Below are 17,012 nucleotides of genomic sequence, written 5' to 3'. Positions count from 1 at the left end.
TGGCATTGCGCTCGACCGCGGCACGTCTGCTTTTCTCCCGTCTCACCCCGTATGTTGTAATATCGGTCGTTTTGTCCAATTTTCCCGTCACGCATGCTCGATTTCTTCCGTAATCACCAGCGCCTGATGATGGCGCTCCTGCTCCTGATCGTGTTGCCGGGGCTGGGTTTCGTCGGGATCCAAGGCTTCCGCGGCTTCTTCGACGATAGTGCGAACGTCGCGGCAGTCAACGGGCACAAGATCACGCGGGTCGAATTCGACGGCGCGTTCCGCCAGCAGATCGACCAGGCGCGTCAGGCGCTCGGCGGGCAGTTCGACGTCAAGATGTTCGATACGCCCGAGCACCGCAAGCAGGTGCTCGACGGCCTGATCCAGCAACGCGTGCTGGCAGACGAGACCCAACGCCTGCACCTGACCGCATCCGACAACGCCGTGCGCGACGCGCTGATGAGCGACCCGATGATCGCGTCGCTGAAGAAGCCGGACGGTTCGATCGACGTCGAGCGCTACGCGCAACTGCTGTCGTTCCAGGGGATGACGCCCGAGCAATACCAGGAGCGCGTGCGCTACAGCCTCTCGCTGCAGCAGATTCCGGCCAGCATCGTGTCGAGCGCGTTCACACCGAAGAGCCTCGCGCAACGCCTGTCCGAACTCGCTGCACAGCAGCGCGAAGTGCAGGCGCTCGTACTGAAGACGAGCGACTTCGCAGCGAAGGTCCAGCCGACCGACGCGCAGCTCACCGCGTACTATGACGCGCACAAGCAGAGCTTCGCGACGCCGGAGACCGCGACGATCCAGTACCTCGTGTATTCGCCGGCCGCAGCGGCCGCGAGCGCGCAGCCGACGGATGCGGACATCAAGAAGTTCTACGACGACAACCCGACGCACTTCCGCACCGAAGCACAGGTTCGCGTGAGCCACATCTTCATCGCCGCGGCGGGCAGCGCAAGCGCGGCCGACAAGGCTGCGGCGAAGACGAAGGCCGAGCAACTGCTTGCCGACGTGAAGGCGCACCCGGACCAGTTCGCGCAGATCGCGCAGAAGGACTCGCAGGATGCACCGTCGGCCGCGAAGGGCGGCGACCTCGGCTTCATCACGCGCGGCTCGACGGCGGGCGGCAAGGCGTTCGACGATGCCGCGTTCGCGCTCAAGCAAGGCGACGTGAGCGGTGTCGTGCAGTCGGATCTGGGCTTCCACATCCTGAGGGCGACGGAAGTGAAGCCGGCGGCCGTCAAGCCGTTCGCTGACGTGAAGGACCAGATCGCAGTCGACCTGAAGCAGCAGTACGCATCGAAGGCGTTCACGGACAACGCGGAAGGCTTCACGTCCACCGTCTACGAAAAGGCGAAGACGCTGCAGCCGGCCGCGGACAAGTACAAGCTGACGATCCAGACGACCACCGTCACGCCGACGCCGAATCCGCAGTTGCCGCCGACGAGCCCGCTGAACAATCCGAAGTTCCTGGCCGCCGTGTTCGCAAACGACTCGGTGAAGAGCCAGAACAACACGCAGGCGATCGACGTCGGCAACAACACGCTGATCTCGGCGCGCGTGACCGACTACAAGCCGGCTGCCGTGCCCGTGCTCGACGCGATCAAGGACGTCGTGCGCCAGAAGGTGGTCGCCGAGCAGGCCGCGGAACTCGCGAAGAAGGATGGCGCGGCGAAGCTCGCCGAGTTGCAGAAGTCGAAGTCGGCCGACGGGTTCGCGGCCGCGCAGAAGGTATCTCGTACACAGTCGCAGGGCCTGACGCCGGCTGCGCTGAGCGCCGTCTACAAGGTCGACGCAAAGACGCTGCCGGCCTATGTCGGTGTCGATCTCGGCGCGGACGGCTATGCGATCTACCGCGTGAACGCGGTGATCGCGGGTTCGGCGGTCGATCCGCAGCAACTGGCGGCCGCGCAGCAGCAGATGGCGCAGGTCGACGCGCAGAGCGAAGGCGAAGCGTATCTTGCCGCGCTGCGCGATCGCTCGAAGGTGAAGCTGTACGGCTCGACGGCCGGCCAGTCGCAGGACGGCGACAACTGAGCGTCGTTTCGCACACAACAAAAAGCCCCGCTTCGTGCGGGGCTTTTTGTTTTCTGGCGGGGCGTCGGCGTCAGCCGCGCGGCTTGCCGAGCAGCGGTTTCAGCGCCGGCCAGACGTTGTCGAGCAGAATGCCCTGCGCCTGCTGCGTGGGATGCATCTGGTCGGACTGGAACATCTCGGGCTTGTTCTCGATGCCGGCCAGCAGGAACGGTACGAGCGGCACGCCGAGATCCTTCGACAATCGCGTATAGACGGTGTGGAACTTCTGCGTGTAGTCGGGGCCGTAGTTGGGCGGCACGTACATGCCGACCAGCACGACCCTGGCCTGCGCCTGCCGCGCACCGGCGATGATGTCGCGCAGGTTCTGTTCGGTCGTTGCGAGCGGCACGCCGCGCAGCGCGTCGTTCGAACCGAGTTCGACGACGACGATCGACGGCTTGAGCCGCTGCAGCACCGCGGGCAGCCGCGCGCGGCCGCCGCTCGTGGTGTCGCCGCTGACGCTGGCGTTCGCGACGCTATAATCGATTCGCTCGGTCGTGAGCCGTTGCCGCAGCAACGCCACCCAGCCGGTGTCGCGCGGCAGCCCGTATTCGGCCGACAGGCTGTCGCCGAGCACGACAATCACGGGCTGGCCCGGTGTCGCGGCCGGCGGCGTCGCGGCGCGTGCCGGCACGGTGGCGGCCAGCAGGGTACCCAGCAGCGCGGCGGCCGCCGCGCGTCTTTTCCAGCGAAATGTCGTGTCCATGTTCAAGATTACCGATCCGATCATCGAAGTCCATGACGTGTGCAAGCGGGTCGCCGACGCAACCGGCGAGCTGACGATCCTCGACGGCATCACGTTCGCCGTGCGGCCGGGCAGCAGCCTCGCGATCGTCGGCGCGTCGGGGTCGGGTAAATCGACGCTGCTCGGCCTGCTTGCGGGGTTGGACAGCGCAACGAGCGGCACGGTTCGCCTGCTCGGTCGCGCGCTCGACCAGCTCGACGAGGATGCGCGCGCGGCGCTGCGCAACGGCGCGGTCGGGTTCGTGTTCCAGTCGTTCCAGTTGATGCCGCACCTGACCGCGCTCGAGAACGTGATGCTGCCGCTCGAGCTGCAGGGTGGCATCAGTGCGCGCGATGCAGCCGATCGCGCCCGGGCGCTGCTTGTGCAGGTCGGCCTCGGCGAGCGCACCGCACATTATCCGAAGCTGTTGTCCGGGGGCGAGCAGCAGCGCGTCGCGCTTGCGCGCGCATTCGTCACCCGCCCGGCGATCCTCTTCGCCGACGAGCCGACCGGCAGCCTCGATGCGGCCACGGGCCATGCGGTCATCGACCTGATGTTCGAACTGAACCGCACGCACGGTGCAACGCTTGTGCTCGTCACGCACGACGTCGAACTCGCACGCCGCTGCGCGACGACGGTGACGCTCGATGCCGGGCGCATCGTCGAGCCGCACGCGGTGCAGCGCAACGCCTGAATTTCGTGCCGGCCGCGCAGCGTGAGCCGAGCGGCCGGCATGGGCATGACGCCGTTGCGTCAGTGCTTCAACGCTTCAGCGCCGCCCGGGCGCGCTCGATCAGCGCGGTGGTCGACGAGTCGTGCTTCGCCGGATCGACCGACTCGGCCGACAGGTCGGCTTCCACGACCTTGCCGAGAATCTTGCCGAGCTCGACGCCCCACTGGTCGAACGGATTGATGTCCCACACCGTTGCCTGCACGAGCACCTTGTGTTCATACAGCGCGATCAGCGCGCCGAGCGTACGCGGCGTCAGCGCATCGACGAGCAGCGTCGTCGTCGGGCGGTTGCCCGGGAACGTCAGGTGCGGCGCGAGCGCCTCCTTGCCGGGCCCGGCGACCTTGCGGGCTTCTTCGAGCGTGCGGCCGAGCATCAGTGCCTCGCTTTGCGCGAAGCAGTTCGCGAGGAGCTTCGGATGATGGCTCGCGAGCGGATGCTCGGGCGTCAGCACCGCGATGAAGTCGATCGGTACGATCGTCGGCCCCTGGTGCAGCATCTGGAAGAATGCATGCTGGCCGTTGGTGCCCGGCTCGCCCCACGTGACGGCCGACGTCGGGTAGTCGACGAAGGTGCCGTCCAGGCGCGCGGATTTGCCGTTGCTCTCCATTTCGAGTTGCTGCAGGTACGACGGCAGGTAGTGCAGCGCTTCCGAATACGGCGCGACGAGATAGCTCTGCGAGCCGAAGAAATTCCGGTACCAGATGCCGATCAGGCCGAGCAGCACGGGCAGGTTGCGCTCGAGCGGCGCCTCGCGGAAATGACGGTCCATGTCGTTCGCGCCGGCCAGCAGCTCGTCGAACTGCTCGGGGCCGATCGCGATCATGATCGACAGCCCGACCGCCGACCACAGCGAATAGCGGCCGCCGACCCAGTCCCACATTTCGAACACGTTGTCCGCCGCGATGCCGAACTTCACGACTTCGGCCGGATTCGCCGACACGCCGACGAAGTGCTTTGCAAGCGCGTCCTCGGGGCAGCCGCGCACGATGAACCAGTCGCGCAGCGAGCGTGCGTTCGTCATCGTCTCGAGCGTCGTGAAAGTCTTCGACACGATGATCGCGAGCGTTTCCTCGGGATCGACCTGTTCGAGCACGCGCGCGAGATCGGCGCCGTCGACGTTCGACACGAAGTGCGTGGAGATTTCAGGCGTCGCGACGTGATGCAGCGCGTGCACGACCATCTTCGGCCCGAGATCGGAGCCGCCGATGCCGATGTTGATCACGTGGCGGATGCGTTTGCCGGTGTAGCCCGTCCAGGTGCCGCTGCGCACGGCGCGCGCAAACGTCGCCATTTTCGCGCGCTCGGCACTCACCTGCGCGTGGAACGGCGCTTGCGGATCGGTCGCGCGCAGCGCGGTGTGTAGCGCGGCGCGGCCTTCGGTCGGGTTGACGATCTCACCGGCGAACATCGCATCGCGGCGTGCTTCGACACCCGCGTCGCGTGCGAGCTGGACGAGCAGGCGCAGCGTTTCGTCGTTGACGCGGTTCTTCGAGAAATCGGCCGCGAGACCGCCGCCCGGAATCGTGAAACGTTCGGCGCGGGTCGGCGCGCGGTCGTTTTCCGGCGCGAACCAGTCGCGCAGCCGGGCGTGGCGGATCTGTTCGAAGTGGGATTGAAGGGCAGTCCAGGCGGGGAGCGAATTCAGCGTCATGGCGGTTCGAGTGAAGCGTGAATCGGGAGGAATGCCGCGCCGGCTCATCGGGATCGGAAGGCCGGCGGACGAGAGGGCCCGCCGTGCGGCGGGGCAGTCAGTATAGCGGCGTTACGTGTCGGCGCGCGGCGACGGATAAAAAAGGCGATTGATCAGCGTGCGCACCATCGGTGCGAGTTCGCCGGCCGTGAGTCCGGCCGGGCCGATGCCGTTCGCGGTCAGCGTGTCGGCCGCGAGCCCGTGCAGGTAGACGCCCGCGAGCGCCGCTTCGTATGGCGCGACGCGCTGCGCGAGCAACGCGCCGATCAGGCCGCCGAGCACGTCGCCGGTGCCGCCCGTGGCGAGCGCCGCGTTGCCGGTGGGATTGATCGTCACTCGGCCGTCGGGCGCCGCAATCACCGTGCCCGAGCCTTTCAGCACGACGATGGCCGCATAACGCGAAGCGAGCGCCTGCGCGGCTGCGATGCGGTCGCGCTGAATCGTTGCCGTGTCGCAGCCGAGCAGCCGTGCGGCTTCGAGCGGATGCGGCGTCAGCACGCACGGATTGCCGTGTGCGGCGACGGCGGCCGCGAGATCCGCATGCGTCGCGACGAGGTTCAGCGCGTCGGCATCGAGCAGCGTCGCGGCGTCGTGCGCGAGCACGTCGCGCACGAGCGTTGCCGCGGCCTCGCGCGTACCGAGCCCGCAGCCGGCGGCGATCGCGGTCATTGCGCCGAGGTCGAGGGTGTCGGCTGCGTGCAGCATCAGTTCGGGGAAGGGTGGGTCGTACGGCGGTGCGCCGGTGCCGAGAAAGCCGACGTGCACCTTGCCGGCACCTGTGAACAGCGCGGCGCGTGCAGCCAGGATCGGCGCGCCGCACATGCCGGTGTCGCCGCCGAGGACAGCGAGGCTGCCGTACGTGCCCTTGTGCGACGAGAATGCCCGCGCGGGGAGCGCCGCGGCGAACCGCGCGGGCGCATTCAGCACGATGGCCGGTGCGGCGCGCGGCGCGACGTCGAGCGGCGCGATGTCGATCTCGCCGGCGAGGTCGCGGCCGTCGCCCGTGTAGAGGCCCGGCTTCGCGCCGATGAAGGTGAGCGTGTGGGTGGCCGCGACGGCGACGCCCGCGCCGACGATCCGGCCGGTATCGCTGTCGAGCCCGCTCGGCACGTCGAGTGCGAGCACGCGACCGCCGTTGCGTGCATGCGCGGCGATGCGAGTGGCCTGCTCGGCGAACGCGCCGTCGAGCGCGCGGCCGAGACCGATGCCGAACAATCCGTCGACGACCCACGCGTATTCGTCCAGCGATGCGGGCGGCGTGGCCGACAGCGGGACGCCGGCTGCGCGTGCGAGGCCGAGCGCCCATTGCGCGTCGTCCGGTTTGACTGGTACCGGCATCCACGCCTGCGTCGCGACACCGAGCTGCTGGAGATGCGCGGCGGCCACCAGTGCATCGCCGCCGTTGTTGCCGGGGCCGACCGCGAACCAGACGGGGCGGTCATCTCCGGCGACGCGCTCGGACAGCCAGTGCGCGGCGGCGGCGCCCGCGCGACCCATCAGCGTGTGCGGCGGCAGTGCCGCGGTGGCGTCGGCTTCGGCTGCGCGCAGGTCGGCGACGCGCAGCAGTGCGATCGGATCGGAATCGGGAAGCGGGCGGGTAACGGTCATCGCGGGATCGTGGCAGCTGGCAAGGATGCCGCCACGGGACGGGCCCGCGGCGGTCAGGTCGTGAAGCGGCCGGCGCCGAGCGCGGCGAGCGTGTCGGCGGGCCACTGCCGGGCGTCGCCGCCCAGGTAGTCGGTCACCACTTTAGCAGACCCGCATGCGAGCCCCCAGCCGGTCGGCCCATGCCCGAAATTGACGAACACGCGCGGATGCGGGGTCGGACCCACGACGGGCAGGCCGTCCGGCGACAGCAGCTGCATGCCTTGCCACGACAGCGCGGCCGAGATTTTGGCGGCGCCGGGTACCCAGTCGTGGACGGCCTGGCCGAGCAGTGCGAGCGCGGTCTCGGACAGAGGCTCGGCGAGCGGTTTCGCGGTGTCGGCGAGGCTCTGCAGCACGGCGCCGCCGCCGATGCGCAGCCGCTGATGGGTGCGCGTGATCGAGATCCGCTTGATCGAATCGACGACGCTCAGGTGCGGCGCATGTTCTTCGTACGCGACCGGCGCGGTGAGCGTGTGGACGCGCACCGGGTGCAGCGGCATACGCCAGCCGAGCCGGTCGAGCAGCGGCAGGCTGCCGGCGCCGGCGGCGACCACGATTGCATCGGCGGAAATCACGTCGACCTCGCGTGCGTTCGACGCGTGGCGGTCGCCGGGCGGGACGAGCTCGACCGCGGCGCGGCCGGTGTCGACGCGGATCGCGGCGACTTCCGCGCCGAAGCGGAACTGCACGCCGTGCTCGTCGAGCGTCTGCTTGACCAGTTTCGCGAACAGCGGGCAATTCCCGGTGCGCTCGGTTTCGAGCAGCACGCCGCCGGCGAAGCCGGGCTCGGCCGGCACCGAAGGCTCGAGCACCGCGCATTCTTCGGCGGAGAGCAGGCGGTACGGCTGGTCGAGCGTGCGCAGCAGGTCGAGCGCGGGCTGCATCGCTTCCCAGTCGCGCGGATCGCGCACGACGTGCAGGATGCCGGGCTTCTGCTCGAATTCAAGTTCGAGGCGCGTCTCGATATCGGCGAGCGTATCGCGCGATGCGTCGATCAGCGGGCGCAGCCGCGCGTACTGCGCGGCGAACGCGTCGGGCTCGCGCAGCGTGCCGAGCTGCTTGACGAAGCGTCGCACGCCGCCGTTGAAGCCGGGTTTGTAGACGATGCCGCTGTCGCGCGGCTGGCGCTGGCGCATGAAGGTCGGGCCGAACCAGACGTCGAGCGGGCTCGGCAGCAGCGCGCCGCCGTCGCCGTAGGTCGCACCCTGCGCGACGGTCGCGTGACGTTCGACCACGCACACGCGATGGCCGGCCGCGCGCAACTGGTAGGCGGTGGCGACGCCGCTGATTCCGCCGCCGATGACGATGACATCCATGGATTGCTTCGATGACGGGCGGCGCGCAGGCGCCGCCCGGTGAGAATTCGCTGAGGGCCCGGGCCCGGTGAACCCGGAATGATAGCGCCAAAATCGCGGGAACCGGCGCCGGGCGAGCACGGACCGAACCGCCGAACCGCCGAACCGCCGAACCGCCGAACCGCCGAACCGCCGAACCGCCGAACCGCCGAACCGCCGAACCGCCGAACCGCCGAACCGCCGAGCCACGCCCGCCGCCCGCCGCCCCGCCGAACCACGCCCGCCGCCCGCCGCCCGCCGCCCGCCGGCTGCCGCCCGCCGGCTGCCGCGCCCGCGCCCGCACGAGGCGGCCCGGAGAGCGGCCCGTGCGCGATGCGCATCGCGGCACCGTCGCGGTGCATGCGGGCTGCCGATCGGCCGGTCTTGGGCGACCGACTTCCGGGTATAATTACGGCCTTCCTTTCGCCCCACGTCGCCATCTCGCGCGACTCATCGACGTCAGTCCAGCCCATGGCTCACTTCTCGTGTTTTCCCGGCGCTTCGGCCCTCTCCGATTTCCGTCAAACCCGTCTGCTCGACACGCTCAGGCAAATCGACGCCAACATCGTCGCGCTGCGCGGGCAGTTCCTGCACTTCGTCAACGCGGCCGAGCCGCTGTCGGCCGACGACAGCGCGCGCATCGACGCGCTGATGCACTACGGCGCGCCGTTCGAGCCGGCCGCCGAGAAGGGCACGGCCGAGACCTTCGTCGTGCTGCCGCGCTTCGGCACGGTCTCGCCGTGGGCGAGCAAGGCGACCGATATCGCACAGCACTGCGGCCTCACGCACGTGCGCCGCATCGAGCGCGGCGTCGAATTCACGGTCACGCTGAAGTCGGGCCTGCTCGGCGGCAAGAAGGCACTGTCGGACGACGCGCGCGCGGCCGTCGTGGCCGCGCTGCATGACCGGATGACCGAAAGCGTGGTCGCGGCGCGCGACGACGCGAAGCACCTGTTCGACGAGCTGCCGGCCAAGCCGCTCGCGAGCGTCGACGTGCTGGGCGTCGGCCGCGGCGCGCTCGAGCGCGCGAACGTCGAGCTGGGCCTCGCGCTCGCCGATGACGAGATCGATTACCTGGTCGACGCGTTCCGCAAGCTCGAACGCAACCCGACCGACGTCGAGCTGATGATGTTCGCGCAGGCGAACAGCGAGCACTGCCGCCACAAGATCTTCAACGCGCAGTGGACGATCGACGGCGAAGCGCAGGACATGTCGCTGTTCGCGATGATCCGCAACACCGAAAAGCTGAACCCGCAGGGCACGATCGTCGCGTATTCGGACAACTCGTCGATCATGGTCGGCGCCGAAGCCGAGCGCTGGTTCCCGCGCAACGCGGGTGCGGCCGGCGAGCCGGGCGAGCGCTACGGCCGCCATACCGAGCTCACGCACACGCTGATGAAGGTCGAGACGCACAACCACCCGACGGCGATCTCGCCGTTCCCGGGGGCGGCGACCGGCGCGGGCGGCGAGATCCGCGACGAAGGCGCGACGGGCCGCGGCGCGCGTCCGAAGGCCGGCCTGACGGGCTTCACCGTGTCGAACCTCGACCTGCCGGACGCCCGCCAGTCGTGGGAAAACGCACGTGACGCAGCGCAGCCGGTCGGCGAGCGCAACCCGAACGACGCGCATGGCCCGTACGGCCGCCCGGACCGCATCGCATCGCCGCTGCAGATCATGATCGACGGCCCGCTCGGCGGCGCCGCGTTCAACAACGAATTCGGCCGTCCGAACCTCGGCGGCTATTTCCGTGTGTACGAGCAGAACGTCGGCGGGAAGGTGCACGGCTATCACAAGCCGATCATGATCGCGGGTGGCCTCGGCAATATCGCCGATCAACACACGCACAAGCACGACGTGCCGGCAGGCTCGCTGCTGATCCAGATCGGCGGCCCCGGCATGCGGATCGGGATGGGCGGCGGCGCCGCGAGCTCGATGGCGACCGGCGCGAACACGGCCGAACTCGACTTCGACTCGGTGCAGCGCGGCAACCCTGAAATCGAGCGTCGCGCGCAGGAAGTGATCAACGGCTGCTGGCAGCTCGGCGCGGAAAACCCGATCCTGAGCATTCACGACGTCGGCGCGGGCGGCCTGTCGAACGCGTTCCCCGAGATCGTCGACGGTGCGGGCAAGGGCGCGCGCTTCGAGCTGCGCAAGGTCGCGCTCGAGGAATCGGGCCTGTCGCCGCGCGAAATCTGGTCGAACGAGGCGCAAGAGCGCTACGTGCTGGCGATCGCGCCGGCCGACCTGCCGCGCTTCGAGGCGATCTGCGTACGTGAGCGCTGCCCGTTCGCGGTGGTCGGTGTCGCGACCGACGAACGCCAGCTGAAGCTCGTCGACGACGAAGCGACGGGCGCCGACGAATACCCGGTCGACATGCCGATGGAAGTGCTGCTCGGCAAGCCGCCGCGCATGCATCGCGACGTCACGCGCGTGGCGACCGAGCGCGCGCCGGTCGACGTGACGGGCATCGCGCTGTCGGAAGTCGCGGTCGACGTGCTGAAGCACCCGACGGTCGGCAGCAAGTCGTTCCTGATCACGATCGGCGACCGTTCGGTCGGCGGCACGTCGGTGCGCGACCAGATGGTCGGCCCGTGGCAGGTGCCCGTGGCCGACTGCGCGGTCACCGCGCTCGACTACGCGGGCTTCAAGGGCGAGGCGATGACGATGGCCGAGCGCACGCCGCTTGCGGTGATCGACGCGCCGGCGTCGGGCCGCATGTCGGTCGGCGAGGCGATCACGAACATCGCGAGCGCGCCGATCGCGTCGCTCGACAAGCTGAAGCTGTCGGCGAACTGGATGGCCGCGTGCGGCACGGCCGGCGAGGACGCCGCGCTGTTCGACACGGTCAAGGCGATCGGCATGGAGCTGTGCCCGGCACTCGGGATCGGCATCCCGGTCGGCAAGGATTCGCTGTCGATGAAGACGAAGTGGGACGAGCAGGGCGTCGCGAAGGAAGTGGTGTCGCCGGTGTCGCTGATCATCTCCGCGTTCGCGCCGGTCGAGGACGTGCGTCGCCACCTGACGCCGCAACTGCGCCGTGTTGCCGACGCAGGCGACAGCGTGCTGATCGCGATCGATCTCGGCCGCGGCAAGAACCGGATGGGCGGCAGCATCTTCGCGCAGGTCACGCAGCAGGTCGGCGACACGACGCCGGACGTCGATGATGCGGAAGACCTGAAGCGTTTCTTCAACGCGATCCAGTCGCTCAATGCGCGGGACTTGCTGCTCGCCTACCACGACCGCTCGGACGGCGGCCTGTGGGCGACGGTGTGCGAAATGGCGTTCGCGGGCCACGCGGGCGTGTCGCTGAACGTCGACATGCTGACGCTCGACCCGAATCACGAATCCGACTACGGCGACGCGAAGGACTGGGCGAAGCAGACGAGCGGCCGTCGCGAAGATCGCACGCTGCGCGCGCTGTTCTCCGAGGAACTGGGCGCCGTCGTGCAGGTGCGTGCGACCGACCGTGACGCGGTGCTCGGCGCGCTGCGCGAGTTCGGCCTGTCGGCGTGCTCGCACGTGATCGGCTCGGTCAACGACCGCGACGTGATCGAGGTGTACCGCGACGCGAAGAAGATCTTCGACGCACCGCGTACCGAACTCCATCGCGCGTGGAGCGAAGTGAGCTGGCGCATCGCGCGCCTGCGCGACAACCCCGCATGCGCGGATGCCGAATACGACGCGCTGCTCGACGCAGCCGATCCGGGCCTCTCGCCGGTGCTGAGCTTCGATCCGGCCGACGACATTGCCGCGCCGTTCATCGCGACGGGCGCACGGCCGCGCGTCGCGATCCTGCGCGAGCAGGGCGTGAACTCGCATCTGGAAACGGCCTATGCATTCGACCGCGCGGGCTTCGATGCACACGACGTGCACATGAGCGACCTGCTCGCCGGCCGCGCGAATCTTGCCGATTTCGCGGGTGCGGTTGCATGCGGCGGCTTCTCGTACGGCGACGTGCTCGGCGCGGGCGAAGGCTGGGCGAAGACGATCCGCTTCAACGCGAATCTCGCCGACATGTTCTCGGCGTTCTTCGCGCGTCCCGACACGTTCGCGCTCGGCATCTGCAACGGCTGCCAGATGCTGTCGAGCATCTCGTCGATGATCCCGGGTGCGGAAGCCTGGCCGAAGTTCACGCGCAACAAGTCCGAGCAGTTCGAGGCACGTTTCTCGTTCGTCGAAGTCGAGAAATCGCCGTCGATCTTCTTCGCCGGGATGGAAGGCTCGCGGATTCCGGTCGCGGTCGCGCACGGCGAAGGCTACGCAGACTTCTCGCAGCAGGGTGACATCGATCGTGTCGCGGTCGCGATGCGTTTCGTCGACCACCGCGGCGAAGCGACCGAGCGTTATCCGTTCAACCCGAACGGCTCGCCGGCCGGCATCACGTCGGTCACGACGGCCGACGGCCGCTTCTCGGTGCTGATGCCGCACATGGAGCGCGTGCACCGCACGGTCGCGATGAGCTGGCACCCGGAAAGCTGGGGTGAAGCGAGCCCGTGGATGCGTGTGTTCCGCAACGCGCGCCGCTGGATCGGTTGATCCCGATGATGTTCGACCCGAACGCGCCGGTCGAGGTCGTCACGCTGCGCGACGAGCGCGCCGGCGATGTCGACGCGATCGGCCGCGTGATCGTCGCCGCGTTCGCGGGCGAGCCGGAAGGCGGGCAGTTCGAACGGCGGATCGTCGACACGCTGCGTGCCGACGGTACGTTGAGCGTATCGCTCGTCGCGGAACGCGACGGCCGCGTGATCGGGCACGTTGCGTTCTCGCCGGTGTCGATCGGCGGCGAGCCGTCCGGCAGCCAGGGCTGGTACGGGCTGGCGCCGCTCGCGGTGCTGCCCGACTGCCAGCGGCAGAGCATCGGCGCGGGGCTGGTGCGCACGGGGCTTGACGCGTTGCGCCGGCTCGGCGCGCGCGGCTGTGTCCTGCTCGGGGAACCCGCGTACTACACGCGTTTCGGCTTTGCGCCGTCCGGCGACATCGTGTTCCCTGGCGTGCCGCCCGAGTATTTCCTTGCGCTGTCGCTCGACGACTCGGCGCCGCGGCCGTCGGGTGACGTTCGCTATCACGACGTGTTCTATCCCGCGTAGCGCAGGTTTGCGGCGCGCGTCGATCCGGCACACATGAAGGCCGCTCTTCGGAGCGGCTTTTTCTTGGTTCATCGCAGGAAACCGTGGAGCCTTGGAGAGCGATTGCGTAACCTGATGCCTGACTTTATGGAGGTCAGGAGGAAGAATTGCTCGATCGCAAGGCACTTCAGGCACTGGGTTGCTGGACAGGCTATCGGCTGGAGCGGGTGGAGTGGCCGGCGGGTGAAAGGCGCACGCTGTCGCTGTACTTGAAGCCGGTCAGCAAGGTCATGTACTGCGAGCAATGCGGAGCGCGTTGCCAGCAGATTCATGAAACGACGGTGCGGCGCGTGCGCGATCTGCCGCTGTTCGAGTATCGGGTGGTACTGCATGTCCCTCGTCGCCGAGTCTGGTGCGAACGCTGCGGCGGGCCGAGGCTGGAGAAGCTGGACTGGCTGGGCCGCTACCAGCGAGTGACGGAGCGATTCGCCAAGGCCTGCGAGAGGCTGCTGCAAGCGGCCAGCGTGCAGGCGGTAGCCGCCTTCTACGACCTGGGCTGGCATACGGTCAAATCGATCGACAAGATGCGCTTGCGCGCACGCGTGGCCGAGCCGGACTGGTCGACGATCCGCTATCTGGCGATGGACGAGTTCGCGCTACATAAAGGCCATCGCTACGCCACGGTGGTGGTCGATCCGATCGGCCGGCAAGTGCTCTGGATCGGACAGGGGCGCTCTCGCGAGACGGCCAGGGCCTTCTTCGAACAACTTCCCGCGGGCGTCGCCGAGCGCATCGAAGCGGTCGCGATCGACATGACCACGGCCTACGAGCTGGAGATCAAGGCGCAGTGTCCGCAAGCCGAGGTGGTCTACGACTTGTTCCACGTCGTCGCCAAGTACGGGCGCGAAGTCATCGATCGGGTACGGGTGGATCAGGCCAATCAGCTACGCCATGATCGGCCGGCCCGGAAGGTTCTGAAGTCCAGTCGATGGCTGCTGCTGCGCAACCGCCGTAACCTGAAGCAGGAACAGGCCGTGCATCTGAAGGAACTGCTGGCCGCCAATCAGCCGTTGCTGTGCGTCTACGTGCTACGCGACGAACTCAAGCGGCTCTGGTTCTACCAAAAGCCAGCTTGGGCGCAAAAAGCCTGGGAGCAATGGATCGAGCAAGCCCGGCAAAGCGGGATCGCGGCGCTGCAACTGTTTGCTCAGCGCTTGCAGGGTTACTGGCACGGAATCCTGGCACGTTGCCGACACCCACTCAATACCAGCGTCGTCGAAGGTATCAACAACACCATCAAGGTCATCAAGCGTCGAGCTTACGGGTACCGCGACGAGGAATACTTCTTCCTCAAGATCCGCGCCGCGTTCCCCGGTAATCCTCGATGAACCTTTTTCTTTGGGCGCACCGCAGCGCATCGTGATGCGCCGGCAGTCAGCCTGCGGGCAATAAAAAAGCCGCTCCGGAGAGCGGCCTTTCGATGTGCGTGCAGCGTGCGCCGGCGTTACTTGACCGTTGCCTGTTGGCGCAGGCCTTCCTCGAATGCCTGCAGCTTCTGCTGCACGAGTTGCTGCGCGATCTGCGCCTTCACCTGCTCGAGCGGCGGCGGAGCGATGTCGCGAATGTCGTCGACGCGGATGATGTGCCAGCCGAACTGCGTCTTCACCGGCGTGTCGGTCATCTGGCCTTTCTGCAGCTTCTGCGCGGCCGCCGCGAATTCCGGCACGTACGCCTTCGGGTCGGACCAGTCGAGATCGCCGCCGTTCTTGCCCGAACCCGGATCCTTCGAGTACTGCTTCGCGAGATCCTCGAACTTCGCGCCGGCCTTGATCTTCGCGATCAGGTCCTTCGCCTGCTGCTCGTCGCTGACGAGGATGTGGTGCAGGTGGTATTCGCGGTTGCCGCCGGCGCCCTTGACGAGGTCGTCGTAGCGCGCCTTCACTTCGGCGTCGGTCGGCTGGTTCTTCTTCAGGAAGCTCTCGATCATCGAGCGCAGCACGACGGTCTGCTGCGCGACGGCGACCTGTGCCTTCACGTCCGGACGGTTCGGGATGCCTTCACGGATCGCTTCCTGCATCAGGATTTCGCGGTTCACGAGTTCCTGGCGCACGGCCTGCTGCAGTTGCGGGCTGTCGGTCTGGCCTTGCTGGACGAGCTGAGCAACCATCGCATCGGCGCGCGACTTCGGAATCGGCGTGCCGTTGACGACGGCGATATTCTGGGCAAATGCCGGTGCCGCTGCGAAAGCAGCCGCCGCGACCCACAGGCGGGGGGATTTGAGGATCATCGGGAATTCCTAATGAGACTAGATTGAAGATTCGTTGAATTCTTCGGGCGTGTAAGCCACGATCGCGAGCGCGTGAATGCCGCGCTGCATCGCATCAGCGAGCGCATCATACACCAGCCGGTGCCGCGCGACGCGCGGCTTGCCCGCGAAGGCGGCCGACACGATCGTGACCGTGAAGTGGCCGCCGGAGGCCGCGCCGGCGTGGCCCGCGTGCTGCGCGCTGTCGTCGCGCACGGTGAGCGACAGCGGTGCGAGCGATGCGGTGAGGCGCGCTTCGATCAGCGCGATGCGTTCGTCGGGCGACGCGTGGAGAAAGGCGTCCGTCATGTCACTCGTCCTTCAGGTATTTCGTGAGCCACAGGCTTTGCAGGATGATGAACACGACCATCGCGCCGGTCGTGCCGAACAGCTTGAAGTTCACCCATTGCGATTCGGTGAAGTTGTGCACCACGTACAGGTTCGCGACGCCGAGCACCGCGAAGAACAGCGCCCAGGCGACGTTCAGCTTGTCCCACACGGGAGTCGGCAGCGTGAGCTGCTTGCCCATCATCTTCTCGATCAGGTTCTTGCTGAACGCATAACGCGCGGCGAGCAACCCGATCGCAAACAACCAGTACAGCACAGTCGGTTTCCATTGAATGAATTTCTCGTCATGCAGGACGAGGGTGGCGCCACCGAACACGACGATCACGCCGAGGCTGACCCACAGCATCGTGTCGACCTTCCGGTGCCGGAAGGCGACCCAGGCGACCTGGGCCAGCGTCGCGACGATCGCGACGGCGGTGGCGGTAAAGATGCCCCAGACCTTGAAGGCGGCAAAAAACAGGATGATCGGAAACAGATCGAACAGGAATTTCATGGCGCTCGCAGCTGCGTGAAAGGCCGCGTGCGCGGCCTTTCACCGTTGTAGGGACCCGCCAGGCACCGCCGTCGCGGATCGGGGGCGGCCAGCCCGAGGGTAGCCGCCCGGCGAGGGTCGCCCCCGAGGGTCGCCCCGCCGATCCGCCCGGCGCCGCTCATTCGTTTTCGGGTCGGGACTCGAAGTTTAACGCAGCCGAATTGATGCAGTAGCGCAAACCGGTCTGGTCGCGCGGGCCGTCCTCGAAGACGTGGCCGAGATGCGCGCCGCAGTGGTTGCAGCGGACCTCGACGCGCACCATCCCGTGCGAGTAGTCGACCTTTTCGTCGATCACCTCGCCGTTGAGCGGCTTGAAGTAGCTGGGCCATCCGCAGCCCGAGTGGAATTTGGAGCCGGATTCGAACAGCGGCGTGCTGCAGACGACGCATTTGTAGATGCCGGCATCTTCGGTGTCGGTGTATTCGCCGGTGAACGCACGTTCGGTTGCCGCGTGCTGCGTGACTTCGTACTGCATCGGCGTGAGCCGCTGGCGCAGCTCGGCATCGTCCTTCTGGTACGGGAAGGTCTTGTCGTCGGAATCGTGGGACATGTGGGGTTCTCCTGAT

The 17,012-nt window shown here is 67.7% G+C and carries 13 protein-coding genes; 5 read left to right on the top strand and 8 right to left on the bottom strand.

All coding sequences use genetic code 11. The features are described from left to right. Positions 1–93 precede the first annotated feature (93 nt). Complete coding sequence (locus tag ACPTTF_RS10455) at positions 94–2,028, top strand: SurA N-terminal domain-containing protein (RefSeq protein ID WP_423371133.1); 1,935 nt, start codon at positions 94–96, stop codon at positions 2,026–2,028. Between the two features lie 70 nt (positions 2,029–2,098). On the opposite strand, the gene ACPTTF_RS10450 is transcribed toward ACPTTF_RS10455, so the two are convergent. Further along, positions 2,099–2,773, bottom strand: a complete 675-nt coding sequence (locus ACPTTF_RS10450; protein ID WP_423371132.1) for an arylesterase — start codon at positions 2,771–2,773, stop codon at positions 2,099–2,101. Between ACPTTF_RS10450 and ACPTTF_RS10445 the strand changes: the two genes are divergently transcribed. After that, positions 2,772–3,485, top strand: coding sequence for an ABC transporter ATP-binding protein (locus ACPTTF_RS10445; protein ID WP_423371131.1), 714 nt, complete (start codon positions 2,772–2,774; stop codon positions 3,483–3,485). The two genes, ACPTTF_RS10450 and ACPTTF_RS10445, sit on opposite strands and share 2 nt — an antisense overlap. A gap of 67 nt (positions 3,486–3,552) precedes the next feature. Here the strand turns inward: ACPTTF_RS10445 and pgi are convergent, their stop codons facing one another. From pgi to ACPTTF_RS10430, 3 genes are all read right to left on the bottom strand, one after another. Then, a complete protein-coding gene (gene pgi / locus ACPTTF_RS10440) occupies positions 3,553–5,175 on the bottom strand; it encodes a glucose-6-phosphate isomerase (RefSeq protein WP_423371130.1) in 1,623 nt (540 codons plus the stop codon). Between the two features lie 111 nt (positions 5,176–5,286). Next, complete coding sequence (locus tag ACPTTF_RS10435) at positions 5,287–6,822, bottom strand: NAD(P)H-hydrate dehydratase (RefSeq protein ID WP_423371129.1); 1,536 nt, start codon at positions 6,820–6,822, stop codon at positions 5,287–5,289. Positions 6,823–6,875: 53 nt separating this feature from the next. Next, positions 6,876–8,177, bottom strand: coding sequence for an FAD-dependent oxidoreductase (locus tag ACPTTF_RS10430; protein WP_423371128.1), 1,302 nt, complete (start codon positions 8,175–8,177; stop codon positions 6,876–6,878). Between the two features lie 489 nt (positions 8,178–8,666). On the opposite strand from ACPTTF_RS10430, the gene purL reads away from it, so the two are divergent. The 3 genes from purL (at position 8,667) to ACPTTF_RS10415 (ending at position 14,649) form a co-directional block, all read left to right on the top strand. After that, entirely contained in the window at positions 8,667–12,731 is a 4,065-nt protein-coding gene (purL, locus tag ACPTTF_RS10425; RefSeq protein WP_423371127.1) for a phosphoribosylformylglycinamidine synthase, read from the top strand. Between the two features lie 5 nt (positions 12,732–12,736). Beyond that, entirely contained in the window at positions 12,737–13,282 is a 546-nt protein-coding gene (locus ACPTTF_RS10420) for a GNAT family N-acetyltransferase (RefSeq protein WP_423371126.1), read from the top strand. Between the two features lie 146 nt (positions 13,283–13,428). Beyond that, complete coding sequence (locus ACPTTF_RS10415) at positions 13,429–14,649, top strand: ISL3 family transposase (RefSeq protein WP_423370796.1); 1,221 nt, start codon at positions 13,429–13,431, stop codon at positions 14,647–14,649. A 116-nt stretch (positions 14,650–14,765) separates the two neighbouring features. Here ACPTTF_RS10415 and ACPTTF_RS10410 read toward each other — a convergent pair whose 3' ends face one another. The 4 genes from ACPTTF_RS10410 to msrB all read right to left on the bottom strand — a co-directional run bounded on the left by ACPTTF_RS10410 (position 14,766) and on the right by msrB (position 16,996). Continuing rightward, positions 14,766–15,548: a peptidylprolyl isomerase gene (locus tag ACPTTF_RS10410; protein ID WP_069248208.1), complete on the bottom strand. Its 783-nt coding sequence runs from the start codon at positions 15,546–15,548 to the stop codon at positions 14,766–14,768. Positions 15,549–15,566: 18 nt separating this feature from the next. After that, complete coding sequence (locus ACPTTF_RS10405) at positions 15,567–15,875, bottom strand: BolA family protein (protein ID WP_166965877.1); 309 nt, start codon at positions 15,873–15,875, stop codon at positions 15,567–15,569. Between the two features lies 1 nt (position 15,876). Continuing rightward, positions 15,877–16,407 carry a septation protein A gene (locus tag ACPTTF_RS10400; RefSeq protein ID WP_166965875.1) on the bottom strand — a complete coding sequence of 177 codons (531 nt, stop codon included), beginning with the start codon at positions 16,405–16,407 and terminating at the stop codon, positions 15,877–15,879. A gap of 157 nt (positions 16,408–16,564) precedes the next feature. Then, positions 16,565–16,996, bottom strand: a complete 432-nt coding sequence (gene msrB / locus ACPTTF_RS10395) for a peptide-methionine (R)-S-oxide reductase MsrB (protein WP_423371125.1) — start codon at positions 16,994–16,996, stop codon at positions 16,565–16,567. Positions 16,997–17,012 lie beyond the last annotated feature (16 nt).

Origin of the sequence: Burkholderia crassaminum (assembly GCF_964265005.1) — a bacterium.
GTDB lineage: Bacteria > Pseudomonadota > Gammaproteobacteria > Burkholderiales > Burkholderiaceae > Burkholderia.
Note: the sequence above shows the minus strand (reverse complement) of the source record. Positions and strands in the feature narration are given on the sequence as shown.